This is a genomic window from Candidatus Agathobaculum pullicola (assembly GCF_052117205.1).
In the GTDB taxonomy this organism is placed as follows: Bacteria; Bacillota; Clostridia; order Oscillospirales; family Butyricicoccaceae; genus Agathobaculum; species Agathobaculum pullicola.
Genome location: NZ_JBQKJP010000004.1, coordinates 80062 through 104293, shown reverse-complemented (window position 1 = coordinate 104293; position 24232 = coordinate 80062). Strand labels below are relative to the sequence as shown.

Sequence of the window (24232 nt, the reverse complement as noted above, 5' to 3'; positions counted from 1 at the left end):
GAAACGGTAGGTGCCAGCAATATGTTCTGTACAAATTGTGGTAAAGAAATAAAAGATGGCAGTGCCTTCTGCACTAACTGTGGGGCAAAGATTGCATCAGCAGTTCCAAAGAAAGAAAAGGTTGCAGCAGAAGAACGGTCGGCGCAGGAGCCGGCTGGATCCGCGCAGGAAAAGACGGAGGTTCGGTCGGAACCGCCAGCATCAGTTTGCGAAAAGAAACCAGAAGAGCGTTCGCGGCAACAGTCGGATGCGTCCGCTCCGGCGGCTGAACCAGAGGGCTCTAAATCAAGCGATGCAGATGCAATGGCTGCTGTGCGTCAGATAATCGGCAAGCGCACAGACTATTATCTGGATCAATTCGGCCAGATGCAGCATGGGGCAAAAAGCAAAATGAACTGGGCGTCATTCTTCCTCAGCCTTTGGCACGCAAGTTACCGTGATATGTGGCGCGAGTGGCTGCGAGCCGTGCGATTGCCCTTGATTATGAGCATTTGCGCATGGGCGCTGTGCGGTGTGCTGCTATTTGTACAGCCAGTTGTCAGTATTGTACTGGTTTTTGTTGCATTAGCGCTTGGCGTTTGGCAGATTGTTGCGCAGATTTTATTTGCAAAGCATTTCAATGGGCTTTATATGGAGCATGTTGAAATGAAACTGGCGCAAAATAGTTCCAATGCTGATCCGTCGGGAATTCGTGTTGTCGTTGCATATCTGATTTCCATGGCTGTTTGGACAATTGTCGGCGCAATCCTCTCTGCGGCTATGCTAGGTAGTATGCTGACAGCATTCAGCGATCTGGATGATACATATTACGAAGACATGTTGCCAGACGAATCAATTGTCGAACCGACTATTCCGCAGGAGCCAGAGCCAGGGAACAGTGTGGAGCCCAGCACTGTAGCCGTCAATCTGAATGATTATGTCGGAGCGTGGTCGGTAGACCGCTATAATAGCTACATGGATGGATATGTAAGCTTTTTTATCGAAAACAACAATGACCAGTTCTATTTCTCGGCCAATGGAGCGTGGAACCAAGATGATCGCGCAAACCGTATCGACTATACGCGGCTCGAACTTAATTATGAAGGAACACAGGCTGGCGGAAGCTATGAAGATAGCAACGGCGATACTGGCGATGTGATACTTGATTTTGAAAGTGGCGAGTTGTACCTGACAATTACAGCAGAGGGATCCGGAGACTACAGCTTCCGCATGGAGCATGAACACTGTTCCCGTGAGGATATCGCGGAAGAGGAAGAAGTATATGAGCCTGAAATTATGCAGGAACAGCAGGGATATAGGTTCTATTACGACAGCCACACATATTCGAGTGCGTTGAATAGCTTGAGCGGCTATACGATCGGCGATGACTATCTTTGGCCGACCGATACCTTGACGATCACGGACGGAGACCTCAATGAGCTGACCCGTATAGAAGTTGCAGCCATCCGCAATGAGATTTTTGCTCGTCACGGCTACATCTTTTCTTCCCAGGAATGGGCGGGTTTCTTTAACACGGCATCCTGGTATTATCCCAATGAGAGTTTTTCAAACGATATGTTAAATTCTACGGAAAAGCAGAATGTCGATACGATCACCGCTTATGAACAAGCGCGAGGATGGAATCAATGATTCGGCGGATATGTTTACTGCTGCTATGCCTTTGTCTTAGCGCATGCAGTGCGAATCAGACGGCAGAAGCAGGACTGGCCGAGTCGTCAGAAGAGAATCATACGCCAAATCGGCCCATAGAAACACAGCAGGCTGAACCAGTTGAAACTGTGCCGAAACTGCCGCTTGAAGGGAAAACTATCTGTGTTGATCCGGGTCATGAAGTAACCGATCTGCGCGTTCAGGAGCCGGTCAATCCTTACAGCAGCGAAACAAAGGAAGCGTTTGTCGGCGGTACAACAGGGCGCAATCAGACAGAAGAACAACTGAATTTGTCGGTAGGCTTGCAACTGAAAGCGCTTTTGGAAGAGAACGGCGCAAACGTCATCATGACCCGCACCACACATGAAAGTGACATGACCAGCTTGAAACGCGCACAACTGGCAAATGAGAGAAACGTCGACCTATGTATTCGGATACATGCAGATGGTTCCATGGATCCGTCAGTGTATGGAATGTCCATGTTGGTCCCGTATGGTCAGCAGCTCGCTACGCAGCAAATTGTGGCTCCGAGCCGAAAGGCAGGTGAATTTGTACTTGAGGCTACCATCGCCGCAACAGGAGCCAAAAATAATGGGATCGTGCAGCGATCTGATTTGACAGGATTCAATTTTGCTGAAGTTCCGACGATATTGATCGAGATGGGTTTTATGAGCAATCCAGACGAGGATGCGCTTATGGAAACGAGAGAATATCAACAGAAATTGGCGCAGGGTATGCGCGATGGAATTGTCCAGTACTTTACGGCAGACAAATAATGCGGAAGGAGAAGAAATTATGAAAAAGCGAATGTTTTCTTTACTGACAGCATGTGCGCTTCTTGTGAGCACTACGCCGGCGGCCTTCGCAGCGCTCAGCGACTTTACAGCAGAGCGCAGCTATACCGGCCAGTTTGCAGATGTGCCTGCAAGCGCTTGGTATTACGACAATGTCAAGACGGCCTATGAGCTGGGTCTGGTAAACGGTTCAAGCGACACGACATACGCGCCGGATGACAATATCACCGTCGCGGAAGTGCAGACGATCGTGGCCCGCATCCACGCGACCTATCATAGCAACACGATCGCGCCGGCTGAAGGCGCCTGGTATGCGCCGTATGTGGAATATTGCATGGAGCACATCGACCGTGAGATCTGTTCGATGGCCTATATGCTGGATGGGGATGTTGTAACAGCGGATCAGCCCGCCTCCCGCACCTATTTTGCCTATCTGATGTATGCGGCGCTTCCGTCCAGTGAATATGCGCAGATCAATACGATCCCAGACGGTTCGCTGCCGGATGTAGACGATATTGTCTTTATGGATGCTGATGAACGGATTTATACGCTGTATCGAGCTGGTATCGTGACCGGCAATGATGAATATGGTACGTTCCATCCGGATACGAATATCACCCGTGCCGAGGTCGCTGCAATTATTGCACGCATGATCGATCCGGCGCAGCGGAAAACCTTTACATTGGAAGAAAAACCGGAGGCAGTGCTGAACGGGTATGAAGGTTCGTATTTTGCATCGCTAAATGACCCAAACAGACCGTGGATTGGCTATCATCTGACCATTTCCAGCATGAATAATTCCACCATCCAGTTTGACTTCAGCTATGAGAAGCCGGGACATGCCGTCGCATTTTCTGCTGAAAACGCCCGCTTTACCAGTGCAACGACAGCTGTGGCGAGTGGAACAACTTATTATGCCGATCAGCCGGACAATCGAAATCCGGTGACCTATGAACTCACGTTTTCCAATCACAATATCCATCTGAATATCTATATTAACGGCAGCACTACACCTGATTACAGCATTGATTTTGCGTGCTCCGGAACAGTCGCCTGAGCCCACCATACCCAAACAGAAAAATGCCTCGGATATTTTCGAGGCATTTTTCTTGTTTCACCAGCCCATATCCCTATCTACAAACGTTGGCGCGATGCGCATGAGCAATTACTTCAACCGTCGTAAACATTCCCGAAATCAATATCGTCGTCCATCCCGCTGGAATACCGTTCCCACTCGTAAACATTGGTGAACCGGTTCATTTCTTGATAGGTCTCCGGGTTCAGGAAGTCTGCCAGTCCCTTGCCCAGATAGTGCCCGGTCGCCCAATAGGAGCCGGTGCGGTTGCCCTCCCGGTCTACCGTATACTGTTCATACGGAACGTGCTTCATACATTCGTCGTAGAAGGCGAGCGGGTCGTCCTTGGGGAATGCATTCAAGTGGTCGATCACTGCCTGGTCTTCGGGTGAGATGTAGTCTCCCCTGTAATAGACCGCGTCGAAAAGACAGCCTGCAGTATGTGCGTACTGTGTGGAGATCTTCGTAAATTCGAAGGTCTCTTCGCCCTTTGCCATGCGCAGCAGCCGCTGGTGCAGACGGGCCTCTTCTGTATCGAACAGGAAACGGCTTAGGAACGCAGATGATGGCTCTTCCACTGAACCGATGTAGATGTACTTCGCATCATCCGGTATTGTCCATTTCTCCATCACGCGGGGCACCTCACGCATCTTATTGGTTTTAATCTGAAGCCAGATCAGTTGATTGTCCATCGTCAGGCCGATGACATCCTCCTTGCGGTGTTTCCGGCGCACTTTCTTGAAGTTCTGGTGGTCATCCAGGCCGTCATACGGCGTCTCTTCGATCGCGTCAAAGCAGGCTTGCTCCAGGGTCGCAGACCGCTCCTGAAACAGCGAATTATCAAACTGGTGCGAGAGGCCGGTCCTACAGCTGTGGTATAAGATGAGCTTGCAGGCCGGCAGCGGTTTCATGTCCGGATAGGGCTTATCCAGTACCGGCGGCTCATAGTCCGGCACCGGAAGCTGTAAGATCAGCGGTTCACCATTCCCGTGGTCGGAACGGAGCTCAATTGTGATAAATGCCAAGGTTTTGTCCTCCCTTACAAATTCTCGTTCAAAAACAGGCAAATACTTTCCATCGGTATCCGCCACTCCCGGCCGACCTTGACAGCCGGGAGCTCTTGGTTTGCGATCATTTTGCGGATCTGCTGACATGTGGTCTTGAGTAACTGTGCGGTTTCTTTCACGGTAAGTATCTCGTTTAATCCCATGGGCCGCGCCTTCTTTCCTCTGCCCCTGCATCCCACGGACCGCGTTTGTGATCATTCGTGCCTGCCCAATGGTCATTTTCACAACCATTATTCTGCTCTTTCTGTTCTTTATAGATAAAATTGTGCAGCTTGCGCACCATTTGCTTGCGGAAACCCCAGTTGCCGTATTGGTCCTCCTGCGGTGTGATTTGGTACTTCTCCGAGTAGTGCCGCAGCGTTTCCATATCCATCTCGAACAGACGGCAGACCTCTGCTGTCGTGTAAAAATCCTTCATATTCTTGTAGTCTATGTATTTCATGAGATAACCCTCCTTGAGGTGAATTCAGATTTGGCAGCAGAACCGGATGCAGCGCACCATATTTCACGCTACCTTATTTTCATGTTGGTTATTTCAATTCAAATCACGCTTTTTTCCGGCTGAGGGAAGAATGAAAAGCCGCTGTTATTTCCATTTCCACTCATATAAATCGATTGTAGCTGGCTGTTTGTCAATCGAACGGAGGATCTCTGTCAGGCTGGGCATACGGGCAGCAGCATAGCCTTTCCGCAACGGGATGGGGCTGAAGCCAAGTTTTTCGAATTTACTGAGCAGGCCCTTGGTGGCGAGCCCTTGCTTTTCCATCTGTGCAAAGGCTGCGTCTACCGTCTGCTTGCGCTGCATCTGGTTTAACAGAAACAGCATCCGTTCACGGGTCGCAGATTGGAAGCAAGACTGCCTGATCTGCTCCTGCGCTTCATCATAAGAAAGATAGGGCACATCCGGATAACATTTCTCCACCAGCTTTATGATCCGCGGTTTGCTTTCCCGTATCAGCAGCCACAGGACATCCAGGGGATCATCTGTCCTGGCATCGTCTTCAATCGATTTGAGTTTCCCGCGGCTATAATGCACTTCGATCCGCAGCACGCTATCCGGCAGATTTTCATAAGCAACTGCAAGGCCATTCTCATCCATCTGATAGGTTTTATCATAGATGACCAGCTCCTGTGAGCCACAGGCAATCCGGATATAGTGCTTGTTGTATCGGTTTGCCTTTTTCTTATCCTGGTGCTGATAGAACTTGCGCTCGTACTTTTTCGGTGTGGCGGTCTTTCGCAGCAAGCGGACCAGTTCGCGGAATACCTTCTTGTTGCTGCAGCGGATATTGGTGCAAAGGTCTACGCGGGAGAGATAGTAGCGGTGTATGTTGTTATCGAATGGGGTATGCCGGAACAGATGCTGGAATGCCTTTTCGAGCAGCTCGATGCTGTCTTCGTCCGGCGGGAGGATACCAAGGTATTCGCTTTGAGGGTAGATGAGCTTACGCGGGTTGACGATCATGCGGATAAAATGGGTGCTTTCACCTTTGCCTGTGTCGTTATGCTCCAACCGGATCCGGATTCCCGCGTCTGTATACCGCGTGCAGATATAATGGCCGCTCTGTTTATCCTGATAGATCCAGTTACCGCCTTCCCCCTGTCTTTCATTGTACAGAGCATGCTTGATCTGTTTCCACTCTGATTTACTGAGTTTCATAGATAGTTCAAAGGTATGGATGGAGAAACCGTCCGGTTCCAGGATGATTTTCGCCTGCTTATGCTTCCGAATTTTTTTGGTTTTAGGCATAGGAAAAGCCTCCTGACAAATTGGATTTATTCCAATGTCAAAAGGCTCGTGAAAAAGTATGCCCCCTGATTTGCGCTTAACATGGTTATAGGATAGTGTTAAAATACCAGAGGGCAGGGGATATGTAGGAGATGTTGGGTGTTCAATGGGTATTCAATAGGAGATTGCAATGAATAACTTCGGGCACAAGCATTTTATTATGCTGCAAACCATGCTATTGTGGTTTTGGAACGGGATAATAAACGCGAAAATTACTGTAAGGCGGTGGCGTGTCTGCACGAAGCGTTGAAGGAATACGGAGGGCACTCTTCTGAAACGATGCGTGATGGCGTCATTCAGTGGTTTGAGTTCGCTACAGAACTTGCGTGGAAAGCCTGCCGGGAATATCTTTCGGATTTGGGATATGCTGAGGTAAATGGCCCCAAGACTGTGATGCGGGAAGCATTTGCACATGGCATGGTAGCAGACGGTGAGGCATGGATCCGGATTTTGACTGACCGGAATCTGACATCACGTGTCTATAAAAACAGACGGCCAACGAAATTTTTAATCATATCCGGACGGAATATATGGAGCAGTTCGACGCGTTGGTACGATATTTTCGTAACATGCAAGTAGAATGAGGGGGCTGGTGTGACGTGTGTGATTTAGCGTCCGTCTGGCGTCCACACCATCCTTGACGCACGGTATTAAGTTGAGGGAAAACGGCGTGAAATGGCCTGATTTCGATCGAATTGAGCGCTTTCTCTGTGAAAAAGACAAAGCGATTCAATGGAGAGACCCGCTCCGACTCCAAAGGCCGTGCGTTCGAATCGCATCGGGCGTACCATAAAAGCCGCTTGTTCGTAAGAACAGGCGGCTTTTTTGTCACTTTTTGGAGCGGATGAAATAGGGATGACGAATTTGGCGTCCGTCTTGGTGTCCATGACAGGAGCCAAAGTCTGCGGGAAAGGCAAATGGCTGGTGGATACTCTGAGTGCTTCCTGCAGGGGAATGCTCAAAAAGCAATTCGCAAGTTTTTGAGAGATTAGGTTTTCTGATGTTCGTAACAATTGAACTGCATTATCAGTGAACCGCAAAAGAAAGTCTTTATATACCGTAGAAAAGAGTGTAAAATATTTCTAAGAAAGTGTCACATGGGCGCGTGGGAATGAGAAAACCTTTTTGCTGAAAAAAGAAGCTACGTATGGGATGGTGGACTTAATTTCCGATACAGAAAACGGAGGAACAGACGCATGATCACAGGTGCGATTAAAAATAAAGTGGATAAAATATGGACGGACATCTGGGCGGGCGGTATCACCAACCCCCTAACCGTCATCGAGCAGCTGACCTATCTCATGTTCATCCGCTCGCTGGACGAAAAAGAGCTGGAAACGGAAGAGTTTGAAAACATGACCGGCGAGAAGATGGATAAGATTTTCCCTCAGTCCGCTGTGGGGCAGTCCATGCGCTGGAGCAAGTTCAAAAACAACGATCCCCGCGAGATCTACGATGTGATTTCTCAGAGGGTTTTTCCGGCCATCAAAAATATGAAGTACGGCCGCTTACCGGACTTCAACGAGCAGGGCGAACTCATGGAAATTGCCGACGATTCCGGCAGTGATGCGCGGAATGAGACAGCTTTTGCCCGCTACATGAGCGACGCCATGTTCCTGATCCCCACGCCGCAGGTGCTACAAAAGATCATCACCGGGCTGGATGACCTATATGAGCATGACATTGCCGATCTGGATATGCAGGGCGACCTGTACGAGTACATGCTGGGCAAGCTGGCCACCGCGGGGCAGAACGGCCAGTTCCGCACCCCGAAGCACATCCGTGAAATGATGGTGGAGCTGTTGCAGCCCACGCCGGACGACACCATCTGCGACCCGGCCTGCGGTACGGCGGGCTTTCTGGTTTCCGCTTCGGAGTATATCCGCAAATACTACGAGGACACCATGACTGCGGAGCAGTGGGAGCACTTTGCTGGGGACGCCCTCACCGGCTTCGACACCGACCGCACCATGCTGCGCATTTCTGCGATGAACCTGATGCTGCACTCCATCAGCCACCCGGAAATCGACTACAAGGACAGCGTGTCCAAGCAGAACCAGCTCAGCGACCAGTTCACGATGTGTCTGGCGAATGAGGCTGTTATTTGTGGACTAACACCCGAAAAAGCCTGTAATATCAAGGAATTTGCGGCATAAGCCCTTGCATTTGGGCAGTGCCGAAACTGAATAGCTGATGTTATACTGGGAGTAAGCGATGGATGCTTAGCCCATTTTTTATTGCCATAATTGAATATGAACACGCCTTGCGCGTCTGTCTCTCCCTCCGGGGAGAATGCCTTTACGGCTGGACAGACGCGCTTTTTTTGTACCCATTTTCAGGAGGATGAACGTCATGACAGATTACTGTGAGAACGGCAAGCCGAAGGACTGCCGGTACTGTTACTACTACGGCAGACACGGCTGTATGCTGAAAGTCTGCTATTATGACCGGCCAAAGCCGGAAACGAAACCCGTGAGCGAATGCGATGACTGCCCGTATGGCAAGTGCGGACCGTGCATCGGCTGGTGTACGAAGGAGATTCTTCGCTCGCTTGAGAGGGGGCGCGCCAAGTGACGCTGGATTATTTCTACGGTGCCCAGGCGGATCAGTTTGCCTTTTACCGCATCCCCAAGGCACTGTTTACCGATGAACGCTTCAAGTCCATCTCTGCCGAGGCCAAAATCCTCTACGGCATTCTGCTGGATCGGATGAGCCTGAGCCGTAAAAACGGTTGGATGGACGAACAGGGGCGCGTGTTTATCATCTTCACGCTGGAGGAGGTCATGGAGGCTATCGGCTGTGCCGATCAGAAGGCCACCAAGCTGCTGAACGAGCTGGACAGCAAAGTCGGGCTCATAGAGCGCAAGCGTCAGGGGCTGGGCAAGCCCAATCTCATCTTCGTCAAGAACTTTGTGGATAACTCCGCCGGCAGCATCCCGTCCGCACCGGAATCACGAATCAAGACTCGTGAAAATCACGATTCAGCAGACGTGAATTTCACGACTCCGGAATCCCGAAAATCACGAGGAAGTAATACTGATTCAAATTATACTGATTTGAGTGAGACTGAAACCTATCCTTTCCCTTCCGGTCAAGGTGGCGGTCACGGTCAGGCTCCTGTGGATAAGATGGGACGGGATATGGATGAGCGGGAACAATATCGATTAATTCTTGAAGAAAATCTGGAGTACGACATTCTCCTGGAGAACAACCCGTATGACCGGGACACCATCGCAGAGATCATGGAGCTTCTTCTCGATACCATCTGCTCCAAACGCCAGTACATCCGGATCGCCGGGGACGATAAGCCCCGCGAGGTAGTCAAGAGCCAGTTTCTCAAGCTCAACTGCACACATATCGAGTATGTGCTGAGTTCCTTCAAGGAGAACGCCAGCAAGGTGCGGAACATCAAGCAGTACCTTCTGGCTTCCCTATACAACGCGCCGCTGACCATAATAGGTCGAAAAGGGAGTATAAACAATCCCATTTTTGTAGAAACACGATTTTGGAATGTTGATACAGCTTTTGGTTTATGTGCTGATCCCACTAAATTACATCCGAAATATCTTTACTTTTTCTGCGAAAAGTTTGACTTTGAGCAGTTAAACACAACCGTAACAATTCCCAGCTTGACAAAAGCAAACTTGTTAAAGGTTGAAATTCCGCTCCCGCCGCTCGATGAACAACGCAGAATTGCAGCGGTATTGGACAAGGTCAGTGACCTAATTGCAAAACGCCGCCAGCAACTGGACAAGCTGGATGAGATGGTCAAGTCAAGGTTTGTGGAGATGTTTGGAAAAGCGGAGAACCACTGCAATACAACTACTATTGAAGCGATTGCTGAAATGGTAACAGTTGGAATAGCGAACTCTGCCACGCATGCCTATACTGATGAAGGGATTGTGTTACTTCGGAATCAAAATATTAAAGAAAACTATTTGGATGATTCAGATCTGGTATATATTATGCCCGCTTTCGCAGATAAGGCCAACATTCCGCAGATCAAAGCAAAGCTACCAGTACTAAAGGAGATCCATACCGATGCCTTCTGGGATGCGTGCGACATTTTGCTGTTCGAGAAGGTTCGAAAAGAGCTGCGCGATCTAATCCGATTTTTGGATGAGGGCGGCGGAGCCCAGCGGCTGATTGTCACCAAACTTACCGACCCGATCATTGACAGTCAGGAAGGTGTTAAGATGGATGTCGCCTATGACTTCGAGGACTACCGTGCCAAGGTCAACCGCTATGTCAATGAGCATGGGGACACACTGGCAATTTATAAGCTGACGCACAATATCCCGCTGGCGATGGGCGATTATCAGGAACTGGAGCGGGTGCTGACCAGCGAACTGGGAAGCAAGGAAGATTATCAACGTGAGTTTGGGGATACGCCTTTTGGCTTGCTCATTCGTAAAATCGCCAAGCTGGACCATGAAGCCGCCATGCAGGCGTTTTCTGCCTTTATCAATGACCAATCCTTAAACCAGAAGCAGATTGCCTTTGTCAACAAAATCATCCATCATATTGAACTGAATGGGTATATGGATAATGTCGCGGAACTTACCAAGCCGCCATTTGACAAGCCAATCAGTTTTATCAAATTATTTGATGCTAAAACCAGAACCGCTTTGATGAAAATAATCAATCAGGTTCGAGAAAATGCTGTTCAGGTTTCATCACTATGAGAAAACAATTCAGGCACAGATGTTTCTCCTGTTCATAGACGAATTCCAGTAGCTATTTTTTCTGATCAAGTCGTGTAGGGTATATGGAAATAGGCGTCTGAGTTTGGAAGAGAAAATTATGTGTGTATTTGCGATTGGAGATATAGACAAAGGAAAAGAAAAGTTTTGGGCATATAAAAAACGGAGAATCATCAAAGGGGCTGTCGATGATTCTCCGTATAAACGCCGCAAACAAGGAACTGCTGAATAGGACACCAAACAGAAAGAAAGTGAAGCACTACTTCGCTTTCCTGATTTGGCGCAGCATCACATCGGCAATGCACTCGCTCGCCTGCACCTTGGATCCTTCGATAAGATGTGCATAGTAGGTTTCGGTGGTTGTTGCGCTGGAATGCCCGAGCTGCCGTGCTACTGTGACAACATCGGTGTGGTTGGCGATCAATACGCTGGCCACGGTGTGGCGAAACGCGTGCGGGTTGATATGTGGCAGGTCATGGCGTTCGCTGAATTTGGCCAGCCAAGCGGTAATGCTGTCCGGATGCATGGGACGGCCATCGTCCCGGGTGAAGACGAAACCGGTTCCTTTCCAACGGTCGCCGTTGAGATAACGAAGCTTTTCCTGCTCTTCCTGATGTTGACGCAGCAAATCAACCGTTTCCGCTGGGATAGAGATATATCGCGTTTCTCCGGTTTTGGGTGTCTCTTCGTAGATACCGCATGCTTTGGAGTATCGCAAGTTATTGTCGATCGTCAGATAACGCTGCTCTAAGTGCACACGATCCCATTTTAGACCCATGATTTCGCCGCGACGGCATCCGGTGACGAGCAATAAATGGGTGATTAGTTTCCATTTCAGCGGTTCCCCTTCAAGTGTCTGCACGATGGCGGCGATTTGTTCCGGTTGAAAATAGTTGACCTTACTGCGCTTTGCTTTGGGGAGGGTAGCGCGGCTGGCTGCGTTATAGGTGACCAGCATCTCTTTTTCGGCCTGCCTCAGTACAGCCGAGATGAACCGATGGTGTTGCAGGATGGTTTTGACCGCCAGCTTTTCTTCGCTGTGAAAGTAGTCAAAAAGTTCCTGCGGTGGTATACCGAGAGCAGAAGCAATCGCCGCCGCCGATGCTTGCCGGATGGTTTGCCTGCGGCAGGCAGCGGTAATTGTGGACGGGCTGAGTTGGGCCTGACGGGATAACGCAGCGCGGGAGATCTTTTGCTTTTTTAGCAATGCACCAAGATCTACCTTGGCGCGGGCGTTGTCTGCCGAATGTTTGATGCAGTCTTCCGCCAGACTGATGTACAGCCGATTGAGGTGTTGGGGGCGAATTTCAGTCAGTTTGAAATGACCGATCGCCGGATTGATCCGTTCGCACAAATGCTTGTACAACTCGATAGTACTGTGCTTTGTACCGGTATGTTCTTTGAGCTGGATGACATAGGCGGCATATTCCGCAAAGATTTTGCGGTTATCCAGCCGAAAACCCTGTCGTATGCTGTTTTCAAATTCGACGGCTATGCGCTGCGCCTCCCGCTCGGCATATTGTTCTGACCAAGTTGCTGGAGGACGGTAGGTTTTGTAGTGACGCCGCTTGCGATAGTATTCATCATAGCCGCAGTGCACCGTGATCTTAAAGCTAAGACCGGTTTTGCCGTGGATTTTTGTAATGGTTGCCATGGTGGGCCTCCTCTTAGAAACAAAAGGGGCACGTCCTGAGGACGTGCCCGCGTGTGATTAAACCGGAATGCGTGGCGGGATGTGTGACGGTCGGGTTTCTGCTGTTGTAGGCGGTCCACCAGTGCCTTCGTGGAGTAGCTTTAGGACATTCGGATAGAATAGCAGGCATGTGCGGCCAATGCGGGCAGCTGGCAATATGCCTTGCCGCACCCAGCCGCGTAGCGCACTCTCCGAAACGTGGTGCCCTTCGGCCAGCAGGCGGCGGTGCGTTTCAGCGATAGAGGCGGTGTCGAAGAAAGTCTGTTTGATGTCATGCTCGGTCTTTTTCATTTTTATTGCCCTCTTTCATAAGCTCAGTGAGCGGGATGCACAAATACCGTATTACTCTGATTTTATGAAAGCGGATATGCTCCCATCAGAATCTGCTATGTCGCATGACTTTGTCCAATACGATACAGCGGTTTTCTCAAATGATCTACTGCAAAGAATATTGTCTGTTTTTAATACCATGCTCCAGTTAGAACTGGATGCATATCCGCTCGAACTTAATGTGAATTCCCAAATTCTAAATGACGTTAGTAACATTAAGACGGACGAACAATATACCGATTTTTTGCAGAAAATGTATGATTGGTGCTTTCAGGAATCAGAAGATAGAATTCGTACTATTTCTAACTCTAAAATAAAAATCCAGACGAATCGAAAAGAATTTCTCAAGAAAGCCTATCAAGTGTTTAAGAAAAAACCCATGCTGGAAGATTTCAAGCGAATTATGTTTTTGAATCCAACAGCTTACGGTTCTTGGCACCAAGAGGAAACGGAATGGGCGAACCAATTTCACGATTGGTTTGCGGATTGGTATGAAGAGGTTAAATTTGATTTTCAGATTAAAATTACTGGCAAGACCGAGATCAAAAGGCTCACTCCTGAAGCGGAAGAATATATCAGGGAGCAATTATATAGAGACCAATGCAACTTCTACTTTCATACCTCTGCGCTTCTTTACAGTAAAGCTGTGCGTGATGACCTCGTTGAGAAATTGGCATTACTCTCTAAAAAGATGTATTTTTATGAAGATTATTCTGATGAGCAATATCAAAAGCTCTTAGATTTTTGCATCTAAAGCTAGGTGGGAACGGTGGGAAATCCCACCGTTCCCACCATGTTAGCTTTTGTAAATGTCAACTCGCTGATAAAACGTGTTACACTTGATCCCAGTGCGCCGCATGGCTTCTCTGGCTGTGATCTCGCCGCGCTGCCAGCGGGCGACAATGTCGTCAAAGTTATCTGGTGTGGGCAATGGCACGCGGCCGGTATACTTGCCCTGCGCCTTAGCGATCGCGATGCCCTCGCGCTGGCGTTGCAGGATATACTCGCGCTCGAGCTCGGCCACAGCCGCGAACACGGTCAGCATGAATTTTCCAGTCGGGGTGGTCGTGTCAATGGCTTCCTTTTTGGAGACGAACTCGACCTCCTTGGCAGTCAGTTGTTCGACCAGCTCAAGCAGGTCGCGGGTATTGCGTGCAAAGCGGCTGATCGACTCTACGATCACCGTGTCCCCTTTTCGGGCGTAGTTCATCATGCGCTGCAGTTCCGGGCGATCGGTATTCTTTCCACTTGCCTTATCGATAAATATATCATCCACGCCCAGCTCGCGTAGCAGCGCCTGCTGCCGGGCGGGGTTCTGCTCCTTCGTGCTGACGCGGACATAGCCGATGTTCAAATGACTGCCTCCTTTTGGTTTTGTACAACAGACAGAAAAAGCCTGCCGAAAAATCCGGCAGGCTTTACCTTATTGCATATACATTTTGGGAGTATCTCAACTTGCGCACTTCTGGCATGGCGTCAGACCGCGCGACTTGGCGTTCGACAGCGTGGTCGGCGTGGCATTCTTGCCCGCGCAGCTGGCCTCATAATGATAGCGTTTGCCACTGGGCGTGATGTATACGGTGGACGGGATGCTGTCCTCCTGTCCGTCTGCATTGACCGAGGTGCTGGGCACGGACGGTTCGGACGGAGTGGAAGGCGTTGTTGCAGGCGGTTTGAGCGCGGCCGTTCCCTTTTCCGCTGTCAGGCGGCAGGTCTGGCCATCGGTCATGGCAATAATTGTGCCGTTCAAATCGGTACGCCAGACCGGCACGCCGGTCAGCTTTTGCAGCGTCGTGGCGCTCGGATGTCCATAGCTGTTGCCCGCGCCGCAGCTAATTACCGCGGCATCCGGCGAAACCGCAGCAAGGAACGCGCTGCTCGTGGATGTGCTTGACCCATGGTGGCCAACCTTGAGCACATTGCTCTTAACATTTGTGTCCGCCGATAGGATGGCACTTTCGACTTCTGTTTCTGCGTCGCCCATGAACAGGAACGACGTATTCTCATAGGTCGCCTTAAGGACGATCGAGGTATTGTTCAGATCATCCGCCTGCTGCGCAGTGATAACAGAAACGGCAGCATTGCCAAGCTGGAAGGTCTGACCCCCGACCGGCACGATCAGCGGGACGTTTTTCGTCTCAATTGCATCCAGCACATCCGTGTATGTCTGCGTGTTGGTGGTCGCGGCTGGCAGCAGTACATTGTCCACATCAAGTGCAAGGATGACGTCATCCATGCCGCCGATGTGATCGGCATGCGGGTGGGTGCCAACCACATACTTCAATTCATCCGCGCCTACATCACGCAGATAGCTGACAATATCGTCGCCGTTCTCGTTGTTGCCCGCGTCGATCAGCATATATTCGCCGTCGCTCGACAACAAGATGCTGTCCGCCTGCCCGACATCCAGATACTCCACAACAAGCGATTCATGATCGGACGTGATAACGTATACACTTTCCGTATTGCCGTCCCATAGCACGCGTGCGTCCAATGACTCGGAGACAAAGCGCGCCGGAACCATGGTGCGACCACCGATCAGCTTAGCGGGAACGTCCAGCGTCTGCGCGCGCCCATTGACATAGGCGGTCGTGTTGTCGATGGTAACCTGTACAGTCGTGCCGGCCTTTTGAGCCGAAGCGGTCTGCGTAGCGTTGTCCCAAGTCACATCAGCGTCCAGCGCTTCAAAAATTGCGCGCAGTGGTACCAGTGTACGACCGTTCAGGATGGTCGGCGGCACATCGGTTTGCAGCGCGCCGCCGTCTACATACAGGTCAACAGCAAAGGTGCTCGGCAACAGCATTGTCAGCGCAAGCAGAGCAGAAAGAAGTTTCTTTTTCATAGTAGACCCCCCTTGATCATAGCATGATTTCCGTTAATGCACCCAGTTTTGCTCAATGGATGTTTGCAATGCGCGGAACAGCGGTAGATAGGTGCTGCTGATCTGCGAAATGATCTCAAGGGCGGTTTGCTGGTTGTACGCGTGTGACGCGAGATTGCGCGCCTGCAATACATTTAGCCAAGCAGCCTCATCGTCGATCATATGCAGGCGATAGGCTTCCTTGATAATGCTGCGCGGCGAGCCGGTCACAGCGGTGTTGACGCCTTCGTTCTCCATCGCCTCTTTCATTGCCTTCCAAGCCTGCTCGAAGCAAATTTGATAGAGCGAAACCAGTCCGGTCAGTACAACATTGTCATAGGGCGGCTTATAATTTTGGATATCCTCCAGATTGTGCAGCGCCTTGCAGAAATTCTCAAACTTTTTCATAAAGCACTTTTCCGTCCTTCTCAATATTTTCAAGCAACGCCTCGTCCACGGGGCTATCCAGATTGACCACGTCATATTGTAGCAGGGTATCAGTCTCTTCGTCTACCGCAAGCGCGAAGCCGGAAATATCATCGCCGCTGACCGCAAGGTCGATGTCGCTGCGTTCTTTGAAGTCGCCACGCGCGCGGGAACCAAACAAGATCACCTTGCACAATCCATATTGTGCCGCAAGATCGCAGATCTGTTTCAAAACGACATCGCGGATGCCGGTCGATTCGGGCAGCATACCATCCCTCCTAGTTGGATTGTCCTCATTATAACAAAAATCGCTCTGCCCGTAAAGCAAGATGCTGTCGAATCAGGTCGAAGTGTTGCAATAGGGTCGGGTTCCGTTTTGACATATTGCAAAACCCCGAAACCGACCCTATTGCCATACTTTTCGTGTGTGTCAGATGGGTATACCCAACTGACACAGCTTTTGTTCATCTTCGTCGTCGCCCAGCAGCTCGCCGAGGATCATAACTGCGCCGAGGATAATCGTGCCCCAGTCCATTTTCTCGCCCCCTTTCTTTTAATAATACGCGTGCAGCAGTTCGCCGGTCATCTCATGCAGCAGCGCCGGGTCATAGAGCAGTTCCTCGATCTCGTCCGGGTCGCAGCCGTAGTCGAGAAGAGCCTGCACTTCGGCTTCGCTTACGCCCATGGCCTTCGCGGCGGCAAGCAGCTCGTCGTGCAGGCCGTCGTCCTCGTCCCAAGGATAGCCGTAGTACGGGGAATGACGCCACCAATGGGCGTAGCTGGTGCGTGGGATAAAGCTGCCGCTCGTTTGGTTGCCGTGTTTGTTGATGCGCAAAATCTCCCCCTCCTCCGGCTGCTGAATGGTCTGCGGCTTGCCCAGCCGCAGGCGCTTGGTTGCTTTCACGAGAATTTCCTGTGTCGAGGCGTACAGTGTAAAGCCGTCGTAGTGGAACAGGCACAGTGGATTGTCGCCTTTGATAAACCAGATTGCGTCCTCACTATCCAGCACAGTAAATACAAAAGAGCCCTCGACTTTCTCGGCCATGGCTTTTAGACTGGCGAAGTCGAGGGCGTTTTGTTGTTCCAAGAGCTGCACGGCAATGAAGCTATCGGTTTCGACGCTGGTCTGCGGCAGGTTTGCCTGTTGTCGCAGCAGCTTATCGTTCCACAGGATGCCGTTATGCGCGAGGGCAAAGGTTTTGCCATGGATGCTGCCAGGGAATGGATGGTTGTTTTGATTGAACTTTTCGTTGCCCTGTGTCGTCATACGGGTGTGCCCCATGATGACGTTCACATCACTCGGCACGCGCAAGCGCAGCTTGCAGGCTGGCAGCGGGCGCTTGAAGATGCGCAGCCGTCCGCCGAAGTGATAGGCGATACCGGTCGCATCCGTGCCGCGTACCTCGCATTCGCGGGCAAGAGTGTTCAAAATGCGGTTCTTTTCACGTGTGGTGAGTTTGTTTTGGTGGTCAATTATTCCGAATAAACTGCACATCAGCAGGCCTCCTCATTCTCCGTGTTGGTGTTTACCGGCTCGTTGACATAGAGCCGACGTTCTTTCAGGTATTGGATCAGCTCGGGTTCGTCGATACGGTCGAGAAAATCGAACCAACTCATGTCCTGCAATTCTGTGTCGGAAAGCGAAATCGCCACCTCGCAGAGGTGGTTGACCATCTGCAAAGTGGCGATTAAAGTGTTCAGTTTCAGCGTGCCGCGGAACAGGCGAAACTCGATCGTGTCCGCATTGGTAAGGTTAACGGCGGTGTACCGTCCGGCACAGGAGTCCTTCGCGTGGTTGAGTTGTTCTCGTGGGCATAGTTTCATGCCGTAACGTACTGCCCAGCGGTTGAGCTGTGCCTGTGTCCTCCGGCTGAATCGCAGCAACTCCGGCCAGAACTTTTCGACGAAGTACACCAGCCGCGCGATACAGGATTCCTGTGTCTCGTAAGTACAGCCGAACGCCATGCGCGAAACATGAACGTGCAGCCCACAGGTGCCTGCGCCGTGGCTGCGATAATCAAGTTGCTTGGCTTCGTGCAGGATGTCCTCCCACGGCATTTCGTTCAGGTGATATTCGAGCGTCATCGGATGGGTGACAAGCTCCAGCCCATCGTCCAGACTGCCGTCCGTTTTGATGTACAGGTTTTCGGTGTTGCGGTTGGTAATGTCCAGAAAGCGCTGGGCGTGGGCGGTACTTTCGCCGCCCTCGTCGATTTCGAGCTCCACACCGAACTTGCGCAATCCTTTGCCGTGGAACACGAGATCAGGTGTGTAGTTGTAATCGTGGATCGGACCCCAGTCGCAGTTGTCATCGTAGCAATCCCTGCACAGCGATTCACCGCCAAGTTGGTAGATTTCGCCGTTTGGGATCAATGCGCCACAGTGGTCGCAGGTGATGCAGTAGCGGTTGCGGCAGGCATGACAGAGGACGTGCGTATCGTCGCCCTCGTCATCGTCCATGTAGATGCGCGTGCTGCATTCGTCGCATAGGATGGTCAGCTCTCCAGCGCAGTCCGCGCAGAGCAGGTCGTCGCCGACGCGGAACATCTCGTCGAGCGGATAGGCGTCGCCGCAGTGGTCACAGGCGTGGGTGGTTTGCATTTTTCAATCCTCCTTCTTAATATTCCTCGGCAAGAAGCATCGTGCTGTGGGTCTGGTCGTCGATGACGAAAATCTTGGCGTTCACCGCGTCGTTGCATGGCACCTTCATTTCATAGGAATAGGGCGGCTGCTCCTGAGAATGGGCGATGTGCTGGCCAGTGCCGATGCGCGTTAACCGAAATACTTGTAAGTAGTCCCGCTGCTCGTTCGGGATGCAGTCAATCAAGTTCCAGAGCAGGATCACCAGCCAAGCGGGTAAGGTACATTGAATGCCGCGGGTCAGATATTTGGGGGTTTGAAACATAAGCAATTCTCCTTTGGGCAGAAAAATAGCTGCTGGAGCAAACGCTCCAGCAGCTTCTATTATTATAGTATATGTTTGAATTTCTCTGTCGTTCAGATCATGCCGAGCAGCCAGCGGACGTCTACCTGCAGCACCTCGGCCAACGCTTTGAGCTCGATGTCCGACACTGGGCGCTTCTGCCCCTCGAGCAGCGAGAGCGCGGGCAGGCTGATGTCCACGCCTTTAACTTGCAAACGCGCAAGCAGGTCTTTTTGCAGAATGCCCTGTGCCGTGCGTGTCTCGGTTACGCGCGCGCCGACCAGATTGCGGTTGCCCAGCGCCAGCTTGCGTTTGTTCATGCCCATCACCTGCGAAACTTGTTTTCTACAGTATAGGTAATTTTATTATTGCTAATTTTGGCAATACCAAATATAATAAAATTGTCAGATCGCTTGATAGGGCAAGAAAAGGGGTATGATCGATGAAAATGTATACTTTGTTTGGAGAAAAAATAACGTTTGACGATGCTGCGGAGCGGTTTTATGATATGCAGGTACAATGTCAAACGGTTATCGGTGATGTAGAAAAACAGTTTTTGTCGTGGTATAAGCAGCAGGGTACGATAGAACATGTTTTGCAGAACTATTCTCGCTTTGTCAGTCAAATCATGCAAAATTACGTTATTGTACGGCTGTTTCCACAGGTGCACGAGCTGGAAATCTATGACCTTTCTCTGGAAAGATACTGCGAGAGATGTCTGTCGCTGGAGACGTCATACGATGTATGGCAAGAACTCGATGAGCGATATACTGCGATCATCGATAAGCAAAATGCTGAAGAGCAATACCGGGCCAACCGAAAAGCTATGCGTGCAAGATGGCAAGGCGGCGGTTTCGGTTTAAGCGGCGCAATTAAGGGTGCGGCGCAGGCAGGTGCTTTAAACGCTGTATCCGGTATTGGACACAGTGTAATCAACGGTGCAGGCAATATCGTTTCATCCGCAGAGGCAGCAGAGTCCAAAGCAAAGCTGTTTCAGTCTGAACGCACAAGAAATCAAATTCTAAATGGAATTATAAAGGATGTGGGACGGTTTTATCGCAATCATATGGAGCTTATTAATTCTTATAGAGCAAATTATATTCGGTCGTCATTTGATGTGGAACGCGCGGACACTTTGTTTCGGAATGCAAAGCAATATCCCAATAAACGGGCTGAATTGCTAAAAGAGTCGTTTCGGTTGTGTCCGTGGAACGAAGCGCTGCAAGAGTATATTTTCATGAATTGCCCGGAAGAAAGAGAAGCGATTTTTGATGCGGCCAAGCGATTCGGAAAGGGGTTGGGACATTGCGTTGAAAAGCTGTTGTGGCAAGAATACAAACAAGGCGATACATCGACCGAGGCGCAGGCACTCATTGTAAAAAAGAGAATACTATCGTTGATGTATACCTACAAGTTGCAGACAAGCGGTGCGCTCGATCAGTTAGAGCAAGACTGATTGCGCCGTCTCTGCCCGGATATCGCGTTGGCTGATGAGCAGACCTGCAATGCGTATCTGGATGCGGTGAACTTTTATGATGCTCAAGAGAAAAACAAACAGATGTTTCGGGATGAGATCAACAAGCGGTTGGATATCATTTGGTCTGTCGAGGACGATCTAGCATGCAAAACCGTCTATTTAAATACAGATATTCTTTCGGATACCGATGTACAGAAGGCCATTCGCCATATCAAGGAGAAAAGCAGGACCAAGGCGCATGAGCCATATATCGAGGCACTGAAAATGTGCACGAAAAACGATATCAATATCGCAAGAAAGTACCGGCGCGGTATTGTTCCCAAGTGGTATGCGACGGTTGCATGGACCGGACTGCTGCTTTTTCTGCTCAATATCATATTGCTGAACGCCGGTGCTTGGGTTGGTGGAATCGCGCTGGCAACTGCCGTCATTTTTTCAATACGGTATTTGTTATTGCAAAGCGCGTGGGAGACATTAACGGTAAAGGAAAAAGCAATTCATATTGCACTGACGCGAGAGAATCCAAAAACCGGTTTGCGCGCACCGGCGTTTTTGCTGAGTCTGCCCTTCGCGATTGCACTCAGCGTTGCGATATATCTGCTGCTATGATCTGTAAAAGCAGTAGATAATGGAGGCGCAGTAATCACGTTGCATAATAAATGTATGTCACCCCGACAGATTCTCCTCGAAATACTCCCGCACGCTTGCGAGCGGGATACGCCACTCCCGGCCGACCTTGACGGCCGGGAGTTCTCCGTTTGCGATCATTTTGCGGATCTGCTGTCGGGTGGTTTTCAGCTGTTCGGCGGTTTCTTTGACCGTCAGAATCTCGCTCATGCCCATGGGTCGTCCACCTTTGCGACGGCTTTGCCGGAACGTTCACGATCTTCACAGTATAGCAGGTTGTGCAGCTTGCGGACGTCGTATTTGACGAAGCCATACTCGCCGATCTCATTGCGGCGAGGCTTTACCTTGTACTGCTCGCACTTGGCTCTGAGAGCCTGCTTTTCCATCTGAAACAGGTTGCAAAGTGCGGAAATAGTATAGAATTCGTCCAGTTTGTTGTAGTCAATGTACGGAATTTCTGCCATATTCAAAACACTCCTTTGATAATGGTATTGGACAGTCCTTGTAATGCAGCGCACCGCATTTCACTCTATCTTATTGTTATGTTAATGAAATCATTTTAAAAAGAGCCTTTTTTCACGTGAAAGGCAAGCGTAAAAAAGCTAAGAGTGTACCATTACTTCCGCTTCCACCAACTGAGTGCTACTCTGACCGGTTTTTCACCGATGGTCTGCAAAATCTCCGGCAAACTAGGCATGCGTTCGGCGGCGTAGCCTTGACGCAGTGGGATCGGGCTGACGCCGAGCTTTGAAAACTTTTGCAGCAGACCGTCCGTTTGGATGCCATGATCTTCCATCCAGCCCAGCACCGCGTCAATTGTTTGCTTGCGCTGCATCTGTGTCACCAGCGTTCGCATGTTCGATTGGGTCTGTCCGGAGAAACGCGAGTGTTCGATCGCATCCAGACATGCTTCGTAACTGCGGTATTCCAAATCTGGATAACACTTTTCGACCAGTTTGCAAATGCGCGGCTTGCTTTCCTGCATCAGTAACCACAGTAGGTCGAGCGGGTCGTCTGTGTTGTACTGCTTTTCGATGTGGCGTAGCTTGTCCCGTCCGTAACGCACCTCAATGCGCAGAACACCGGCAGGCAAGTTGTCATAAGCCACGACCAGATCGTTCTCGTTCATCTGATAGGTCTTATCGTAGATGACCAGTTCCTGAGAGTCACAGCCGATGCGGATGTAGTGCTTATTGTACCGATTGGCTTTCTTCTTATCCTTATGCTGATAGAACTTACGCTCATATTTCTTGGGTGTAGCCGTCTTGCGCAGCAGGCGTACCAACTCACGGAATACTTTCTTGTTATCACATCGAATATTGGTACACAGATCAACACGGGAGAGGTAATACTTATGAATGTCTTTCTCAAATGGCGATTTGCGGAACAAATGTTGAAATGTCTTTTCCAGCAGCTCAATACTGCCCTCCTCGGGTGGCAAGATGCCCAGATAACCGCTTTGCGGGTAGATCAGTTCGCGGGGATTCACGATCATACGAACGAAATGCTTGGGATGATCTTTGCTATCCGCGACCTTTTCAAGCCGGATGCGGATGCCCGCGTCTTTATACTTCTTGCAGATGTGATGTCTGTTGCACTGGTTGTCTGGGTAGATGATATGCTGCGCTGCAACCACACTCGTCTATTCGCTTAGAAACGCACAATAGCAATGGATTGCATGCAAGAAATGAAAATGCATTATCCCAGGCAGGATCCCGTCCAAGTTGGAGACAATCCGAGCTGGATGGAGCACTGGATTATCCGGATCATTTGCCGCAACAATCATTTTTACAAGGGAAACTTGTACCGTACGGAACAAAAGGAAGCGTTCGTCCGGATTTCTATTGTAAAGGGAGTAGTATTGATTATAAAAACTATGATATCAGCACAGCGGTAAAACGTAACAATCTGGTTCGCAATATTACAAATCAGTATTTCCGTAGAGTAGCAGAGTTGCCTTCAGGAACTATTCAAACATTCGTAATTGATATTCGAGGACAGGCTATAGGGGATTCCGTTTTAAATGAACTATATGATATAATTATGGTACGAACATCGTATGGACCCAATATTTATTTTAAAGTGCAATAGGAGGTGCGATATGGCAGTAGGATTTACGGTAAAGCGGTATTTGTACACGATCGGTGGCGGTGATTTTCTCCATGCGTTTTTCTCGACCGTATGTGGACGGCTGGAGAACGAACAGTGGGGCAGCAAATATCCCCATATCATGCAGGAGTTATATCAGGGCGAATTGCCTGCGGAACATTTGCAGCAGGCGGCAGAAGAGTTGGCGCAGATCAAGCGGGGCCTTGCTCGGTTTGCGCCCGATCAGGTGATCTGGGATATCGAGGATCGTTCGCTGATGCCGCCATGGGGCGATCAGATCAGCGACTCGATCACAGACCTCAGCAATTACTTTGTAACCAGCAGCGGTGAGGATTTCCTTGACGTGTTTCATAACGCACTGACCAAGGCGCAGCAGCTTCAGGTTTCGCTGCGTATTCAGGCGTTATAGGGCCGGAGAAGCCGCGTCGCGATGTGCTGGCTTGGCGTCCATTTTTGGCGTCCGCAGCCTGTTTTTGGCGACTTGCGTCTCCTGAAAAACAGGTAATATAACGCGGAAAAACGGTCGCAAACTGTACTTTCAAAGCAGTAATCAATGGGGAAATGGTCGCGACAACCCCTCCGACTCCAAAGGCCGTGCGTTCGAATCGCATCGGGCGTACCATAAAAGCCGCTTGTTTGAAAGAACAGACGGTTTTTTTACGATTTTGATTTTGCAATAAATAACTTTGCTGTTCACTTTGGAAGATGT

27 protein-coding genes and 1 pseudogene are annotated in these 24232 nt (G+C 50.1%); 12 read left to right on the top strand and 16 right to left on the bottom strand.

Going from position 1 to position 24232, the window contains the following annotated elements:
- The first annotated feature begins 21 nt into the window (after positions 1 to 21).
- Genes ACTQ3V_RS03155 through ACTQ3V_RS03145 form a run of 3 tightly spaced genes read left to right on the top strand, consistent with a single transcriptional unit; the run spans position 22 to position 3501 of the window.
- Complete coding sequence (locus ACTQ3V_RS03155; protein ID WP_441466215.1) at positions 22 to 1629, top strand: YARHG domain-containing protein; 1608 nt, start codon at positions 22 to 24, stop codon at positions 1627 to 1629.
- Entirely contained in the window at positions 1626 to 2426 is an 801-nt protein-coding gene (locus ACTQ3V_RS03150) for an N-acetylmuramoyl-L-alanine amidase family protein (RefSeq protein ID WP_441466214.1), read from the top strand. Before ACTQ3V_RS03155 ends, ACTQ3V_RS03150 begins: the two co-directional genes overlap by 4 nt.
- Before the next feature lie 19 nt (positions 2427 to 2445).
- The gene (locus ACTQ3V_RS03145) at positions 2446 to 3501 is read left to right on the top strand and encodes an S-layer homology domain-containing protein (RefSeq protein ID WP_441466213.1); all 1056 of its coding nucleotides are present in this window, start codon (positions 2446 to 2448) and stop codon (positions 3499 to 3501) included.
- Positions 3502 to 3614: 113 nt separating this feature from the next.
- Here ACTQ3V_RS03145 and ACTQ3V_RS03140 read toward each other — a convergent pair whose 3' ends face one another.
- The 4 genes from ACTQ3V_RS03140 to ACTQ3V_RS03125 all read right to left on the bottom strand — a co-directional run bounded on the left by ACTQ3V_RS03140 (position 3615) and on the right by ACTQ3V_RS03125 (position 6336).
- Complete coding sequence (locus ACTQ3V_RS03140) at positions 3615 to 4544, bottom strand: hypothetical protein (RefSeq protein ID WP_441466212.1); 930 nt, start codon at positions 4542 to 4544, stop codon at positions 3615 to 3617.
- A gap of 14 nt (positions 4545 to 4558) precedes the next feature.
- On the bottom strand, positions 4559 to 4729 hold the full coding sequence (locus ACTQ3V_RS03135; RefSeq protein ID WP_441466211.1) for a helix-turn-helix domain-containing protein: 171 nt from the start codon (positions 4727 to 4729) through the stop codon (positions 4559 to 4561).
- Positions 4720 to 5028, bottom strand: coding sequence for a hypothetical protein (locus tag ACTQ3V_RS03130; RefSeq protein ID WP_441466210.1), 309 nt, complete (start codon positions 5026 to 5028; stop codon positions 4720 to 4722). Before ACTQ3V_RS03130 ends, ACTQ3V_RS03135 begins: the two co-directional genes overlap by 10 nt.
- Positions 5029 to 5172: 144 nt before the next feature.
- Positions 5173 to 6336: a hypothetical protein gene (locus ACTQ3V_RS03125; RefSeq protein WP_441466209.1), complete on the bottom strand. Its 1164-nt coding sequence runs from the start codon at positions 6334 to 6336 to the stop codon at positions 5173 to 5175.
- Between the two features lie 219 nt (positions 6337 to 6555).
- Between ACTQ3V_RS03125 and ACTQ3V_RS03120 the strand changes: the two genes are divergently transcribed.
- The 5 genes and pseudogenes from ACTQ3V_RS03120 (at position 6556) to ACTQ3V_RS03100 (ending at position 11310) form a co-directional block, all read left to right on the top strand.
- Entirely contained in the window at positions 6556 to 6954 is a 399-nt protein-coding gene (locus ACTQ3V_RS03120) for an HI0074 family nucleotidyltransferase substrate-binding subunit (RefSeq protein ID WP_441466208.1), read from the top strand.
- A 617-nt stretch (positions 6955 to 7571) separates the two neighbouring features.
- Positions 7572 to 8468: pseudogene (locus ACTQ3V_RS03115) on the top strand (type I restriction-modification system subunit M); the annotation flags it as partial.
- A gap of 259 nt (positions 8469 to 8727) precedes the next feature.
- On the top strand, positions 8728 to 8949 hold the full coding sequence (locus tag ACTQ3V_RS03110; RefSeq protein WP_117445205.1) for a hypothetical protein: 222 nt from the start codon (positions 8728 to 8730) through the stop codon (positions 8947 to 8949).
- Positions 8946 to 11060, top strand: coding sequence for a replication initiator protein A (locus tag ACTQ3V_RS03105; protein WP_441466207.1), 2115 nt, complete (start codon positions 8946 to 8948; stop codon positions 11058 to 11060). Before ACTQ3V_RS03110 ends, ACTQ3V_RS03105 begins: the two co-directional genes overlap by 4 nt.
- 103 nt (positions 11061 to 11163) lie before the next feature.
- Positions 11164 to 11310, top strand: coding sequence for a hypothetical protein (locus ACTQ3V_RS03100; RefSeq protein WP_441466206.1), 147 nt, complete (start codon positions 11164 to 11166; stop codon positions 11308 to 11310).
- Positions 11311 to 11337: 27 nt separating this feature from the next.
- Here the strand turns inward: ACTQ3V_RS03100 and ACTQ3V_RS03095 are convergent, their stop codons facing one another.
- Positions 11338 to 12732, bottom strand: a complete 1395-nt coding sequence (locus tag ACTQ3V_RS03095) for a tyrosine-type recombinase/integrase (protein WP_441466205.1) — start codon at positions 12730 to 12732, stop codon at positions 11338 to 11340.
- Positions 12733 to 12910: 178 nt separating this feature from the next.
- Between ACTQ3V_RS03095 and ACTQ3V_RS03090 the strand changes: the two genes are divergently transcribed.
- The gene (locus ACTQ3V_RS03090; protein WP_441466204.1) at positions 12911 to 13855 is read left to right on the top strand and encodes a hypothetical protein; all 945 of its coding nucleotides are present in this window, start codon (positions 12911 to 12913) and stop codon (positions 13853 to 13855) included.
- A gap of 42 nt (positions 13856 to 13897) precedes the next feature.
- Here ACTQ3V_RS03090 and ACTQ3V_RS03085 read toward each other — a convergent pair whose 3' ends face one another.
- The 8 genes from ACTQ3V_RS03085 to ACTQ3V_RS03050 form a co-directional block, all read right to left on the bottom strand.
- On the bottom strand, positions 13898 to 14455 hold the full coding sequence (locus ACTQ3V_RS03085; protein ID WP_441466203.1) for a recombinase family protein: 558 nt from the start codon (positions 14453 to 14455) through the stop codon (positions 13898 to 13900).
- A 96-nt stretch (positions 14456 to 14551) separates the two neighbouring features.
- Positions 14552 to 15943, bottom strand: coding sequence for a stalk domain-containing protein (locus tag ACTQ3V_RS03080; RefSeq protein WP_441466202.1), 1392 nt, complete (start codon positions 15941 to 15943; stop codon positions 14552 to 14554).
- A gap of 33 nt (positions 15944 to 15976) precedes the next feature.
- Positions 15977 to 16369 (bottom strand): HI0074 family nucleotidyltransferase substrate-binding subunit, encoded by a 393-nt coding sequence (locus ACTQ3V_RS03075; protein WP_441466201.1) that lies wholly within the window; start codon positions 16367 to 16369, stop codon positions 15977 to 15979.
- Positions 16356 to 16655, bottom strand: coding sequence for a nucleotidyltransferase family protein (locus tag ACTQ3V_RS03070; protein WP_441466200.1), 300 nt, complete (start codon positions 16653 to 16655; stop codon positions 16356 to 16358). The genes ACTQ3V_RS03075 and ACTQ3V_RS03070 overlap by 14 nt, the downstream gene beginning before the upstream one ends.
- A 285-nt stretch (positions 16656 to 16940) precedes the next feature.
- Entirely contained in the window at positions 16941 to 17882 is a 942-nt protein-coding gene (locus ACTQ3V_RS03065) for a class II glutamine amidotransferase (protein ID WP_441466199.1), read from the bottom strand.
- Positions 17882 to 18988 (bottom strand): amidoligase family protein, encoded by a 1107-nt coding sequence (locus ACTQ3V_RS03060; protein ID WP_441466198.1) that lies wholly within the window; start codon positions 18986 to 18988, stop codon positions 17882 to 17884. Before ACTQ3V_RS03060 ends, ACTQ3V_RS03065 begins: the two co-directional genes overlap by 1 nt.
- A 16-nt stretch (positions 18989 to 19004) precedes the next feature.
- The gene (locus ACTQ3V_RS03055; protein ID WP_441466197.1) at positions 19005 to 19292 is read right to left on the bottom strand and encodes a DUF960 family protein; all 288 of its coding nucleotides are present in this window, start codon (positions 19290 to 19292) and stop codon (positions 19005 to 19007) included.
- A 92-nt stretch (positions 19293 to 19384) separates the two neighbouring features.
- The gene (locus ACTQ3V_RS03050; protein WP_441466196.1) at positions 19385 to 19630 is read right to left on the bottom strand and encodes a helix-turn-helix domain-containing protein; all 246 of its coding nucleotides are present in this window, start codon (positions 19628 to 19630) and stop codon (positions 19385 to 19387) included.
- A gap of 344 nt (positions 19631 to 19974) precedes the next feature.
- Between ACTQ3V_RS03050 and ACTQ3V_RS03045 the strand changes: the two genes are divergently transcribed.
- Both ACTQ3V_RS03045 and ACTQ3V_RS03040 read left to right on the top strand, forming a co-directional pair.
- Positions 19975 to 20766, top strand: coding sequence for a hypothetical protein (locus ACTQ3V_RS03045; RefSeq protein WP_441466195.1), 792 nt, complete (start codon positions 19975 to 19977; stop codon positions 20764 to 20766).
- Entirely contained in the window at positions 20767 to 21396 is a 630-nt protein-coding gene (locus ACTQ3V_RS03040) for a hypothetical protein (RefSeq protein WP_441466194.1), read from the top strand. It abuts the gene before it with no gap.
- Between the two features lie 57 nt (positions 21397 to 21453).
- Here the strand turns inward: ACTQ3V_RS03040 and ACTQ3V_RS03035 are convergent, their stop codons facing one another.
- From ACTQ3V_RS03035 to ACTQ3V_RS03025, 3 genes are all read right to left on the bottom strand, one after another.
- On the bottom strand, positions 21454 to 21630 hold the full coding sequence (locus ACTQ3V_RS03035) for a helix-turn-helix domain-containing protein (RefSeq protein WP_441466193.1): 177 nt from the start codon (positions 21628 to 21630) through the stop codon (positions 21454 to 21456).
- Positions 21621 to 21878 (bottom strand): hypothetical protein, encoded by a 258-nt coding sequence (locus tag ACTQ3V_RS03030; RefSeq protein WP_441466192.1) that lies wholly within the window; start codon positions 21876 to 21878, stop codon positions 21621 to 21623. The genes ACTQ3V_RS03035 and ACTQ3V_RS03030 overlap by 10 nt, the downstream gene beginning before the upstream one ends.
- A 152-nt stretch (positions 21879 to 22030) precedes the next feature.
- Positions 22031 to 23050: a hypothetical protein gene (locus ACTQ3V_RS03025; RefSeq protein WP_441466191.1), complete on the bottom strand. Its 1020-nt coding sequence runs from the start codon at positions 23048 to 23050 to the stop codon at positions 22031 to 22033.
- Between the two features lie 465 nt (positions 23051 to 23515).
- Here ACTQ3V_RS03025 and ACTQ3V_RS03020 point away from each other — a divergent pair, with 465 nt between their 5' ends.
- On the top strand, positions 23516 to 23932 hold the full coding sequence (locus ACTQ3V_RS03020) for an immunity 70 family protein (RefSeq protein ID WP_441466190.1): 417 nt from the start codon (positions 23516 to 23518) through the stop codon (positions 23930 to 23932).
- Positions 23933 to 24232 lie beyond the last annotated feature (300 nt).

Coding starts and splice junctions, on each gene's coding strand:
- ACTQ3V_RS03155 (WP_441466215.1), top strand. CDS start 22: ATGTTCTGTACAAATTGTGGTAAAGAAATAAAAGATGGCAGTGCCTTC.
- ACTQ3V_RS03150 (WP_441466214.1), top strand. CDS start 1,626: ATGATTCGGCGGATATGTTTACTGCTGCTATGCCTTTGTCTTAGCGCA.
- ACTQ3V_RS03145 (WP_441466213.1), top strand. CDS start 2,446: ATGAAAAAGCGAATGTTTTCTTTACTGACAGCATGTGCGCTTCTTGTG.
- ACTQ3V_RS03135 (WP_441466211.1), bottom strand. CDS start 4,729: ATGGGATTAAACGAGATACTTACCGTGAAAGAAACCGCACAGTTACTC.
- ACTQ3V_RS03130 (WP_441466210.1), bottom strand. CDS start 5,028: ATGAAATACATAGACTACAAGAATATGAAGGATTTTTACACGACAGCA.
- ACTQ3V_RS03125 (WP_441466209.1), bottom strand. CDS start 6,336: ATGCCTAAAACCAAAAAAATTCGGAAGCATAAGCAGGCGAAAATCATC.
- ACTQ3V_RS03110 (WP_117445205.1), top strand. CDS start 8,728: ATGACAGATTACTGTGAGAACGGCAAGCCGAAGGACTGCCGGTACTGT.
- ACTQ3V_RS03095 (WP_441466205.1), bottom strand. CDS start 12,732: ATGGCAACCATTACAAAAATCCACGGCAAAACCGGTCTTAGCTTTAAG.
- ACTQ3V_RS03090 (WP_441466204.1), top strand. CDS start 12,911: ATGCGGGCAGCTGGCAATATGCCTTGCCGCACCCAGCCGCGTAGCGCA.
- ACTQ3V_RS03080 (WP_441466202.1), bottom strand. CDS start 15,943: ATGAAAAAGAAACTTCTTTCTGCTCTGCTTGCGCTGACAATGCTGTTG.
- ACTQ3V_RS03075 (WP_441466201.1), bottom strand. CDS start 16,369: ATGAAAAAGTTTGAGAATTTCTGCAAGGCGCTGCACAATCTGGAGGAT.
- ACTQ3V_RS03070 (WP_441466200.1), bottom strand. CDS start 16,655: ATGCTGCCCGAATCGACCGGCATCCGCGATGTCGTTTTGAAACAGATC.
- ACTQ3V_RS03065 (WP_441466199.1), bottom strand. CDS start 17,882: ATGTGCAGTTTATTCGGAATAATTGACCACCAAAACAAACTCACCACA.
- ACTQ3V_RS03060 (WP_441466198.1), bottom strand. CDS start 18,988: ATGCAAACCACCCACGCCTGTGACCACTGCGGCGACGCCTATCCGCTC.
- ACTQ3V_RS03055 (WP_441466197.1), bottom strand. CDS start 19,292: ATGTTTCAAACCCCCAAATATCTGACCCGCGGCATTCAATGTACCTTA.
- ACTQ3V_RS03050 (WP_441466196.1), bottom strand. CDS start 19,630: ATGAACAAACGCAAGCTGGCGCTGGGCAACCGCAATCTGGTCGGCGCG.
- ACTQ3V_RS03035 (WP_441466193.1), bottom strand. CDS start 21,630: ATGGGCATGAGCGAGATTCTGACGGTCAAAGAAACCGCCGAACAGCTG.
- ACTQ3V_RS03030 (WP_441466192.1), bottom strand. CDS start 21,878: ATGGCAGAAATTCCGTACATTGACTACAACAAACTGGACGAATTCTAT.
- ACTQ3V_RS03020 (WP_441466190.1), top strand. CDS start 23,516: ATGGCAGTAGGATTTACGGTAAAGCGGTATTTGTACACGATCGGTGGC.